We start from the raw sequence: 1,473 nt of genomic DNA on the forward strand, positions 1-1,473 counted from the left end.
CAAGTCCGGTTCTGAATGGGAGGGGTAGACCGTGAGGTCTATCTCGACCCCTAATCGATAATGTGACGCCAGTTGCTCCACTTGGGGAAACCCCAAGACATGGCTGCTCAAGACAAAAGTAAGGATTAATCAGCAAATGCACTACATTTTATTTAGTACCACTAAAAAAATTATCTAAACAAATTACCTCGCAGCCAAGTGCCAACAAATGTTCACATAAAAAAGAACCAATAAAACCCGCCCCACCTGTTCCCAAAACGCGCTTACGGCAAGACAAATTACTTTTCACAAGGTGACTATTCATCGTTATCTTTACTATCATCCAGTTTTATAAATATCTGTCTTACCCAAAACAGTTGGATATAAGGTAGCTAATTGCCTAATGCCAGCATGCTAAATACCCTACTTAAAAAAACAAAGCATCCACAGCCACTTTTGCAAATTTAGACTTGGGATAGTTAGCATAATTATTAGGCAAATGATGAATTAAACAGCGCGGATCAAGCTGATATTGCTGTTTTATAACCCCTACTAAATTACGGGAATAAAACCCTTTAGGCACTTCTAAATAAGTGATGCCCTGTGCAGCTTTTTCTCTGATACCCCAACGACCAAAATCGGGGCTAGACGATCCCCCAAAAAAATGTTTTTTCGCCAAAGCCCTATCTAATAAATACATCCCCTGATCAGGGGTTGGCAAATTAATAAACTGGTAGTTTTCGGCTACTTCAACACTAGGCGAAGCATTCAAATCTACTGGTGCTACAGTATCTGTTACAAATTTCTCAGCTTTACCTGTTTGGTACTCGTAGCGCACAAAAGAAGGGATAAAAGGCGTATTTTTCAGCTTTTCGCGACCATCTAGCCAATAAGCAAGGTTTTCGGGCGTAACTAGGATGTCATCTTCCAAATACCAAAAATGAGTTATATCTGGATATAACTTAAATTTTCTGCGAAACACCTCAAAATGACACCATGTAAGCAAATAAGGATGCCCCAACAAAAAAGGTACATAAATAGACACATTATTACCCAATCTAGCACATGCTTGTCTAATAGTATGATGATTATCTAAGTCGTTAGTAATGATCGATACATGAATATTGTCACTTAGTAAAGCTAAAGAGGTTGCTACCGTTTTTAGGTAACTTAACCGTGCTTCAACGTAAAAAAAAGTTATTGCAACTTCCAGCTTCATAACATTTCCATTTAAATATTAATGTTTGTTGGACCTTGGGTCTCCTTGCCTCATTCTGTATCAGAATGATACAAAAACTTAGGAACATATAAACAGTTATGAGGTCGGTCAGAGGCGAGCCTCTTATATTCAGCCGGGGGGGCTGAAGCCCTCACCAGGTAGTCATTTCGGGCATCTCAGCCCTATTTCATACCTGAACGTCTGGCACCAGTTAGATAATGTATAGCACAAGACAGAACATTTAGGACGTATAATGGCAAGGATATCTACAGAAG

The 1,473-nt window shown here is 39.4% G+C and carries 2 protein-coding genes; both read right to left on the minus strand.

The window, feature by feature from the left end; translation table 11 throughout:
* Positions 1 to 148: 148 nt before the first annotated feature.
* Positions 149 to 322 carry an NAD-dependent epimerase/dehydratase family protein gene (locus P5674_RS24625; protein ID WP_014274445.1) on the minus strand — a complete coding sequence of 58 codons (174 nt, stop codon included), beginning with the start codon at positions 320 to 322 and terminating at the stop codon, positions 149 to 151.
* An 84-nt stretch (positions 323 to 406) separates the two neighbouring features.
* On the minus strand, positions 407 to 1,198 hold the full coding sequence (locus tag P5674_RS24630) for a hypothetical protein (RefSeq protein WP_006615975.1): 792 nt from the start codon (positions 1,196 to 1,198) through the stop codon (positions 407 to 409).
* Between the last annotated feature and the right edge of the window lie 275 nt (positions 1,199 to 1,473).

Source organism: Limnospira sp. PMC 289.06 (genome assembly GCF_032350395.1).
In the GTDB taxonomy this organism is placed as follows: domain Bacteria; phylum Cyanobacteriota; class Cyanobacteriia; order Cyanobacteriales; family Microcoleaceae; genus Limnospira; species Limnospira platensis.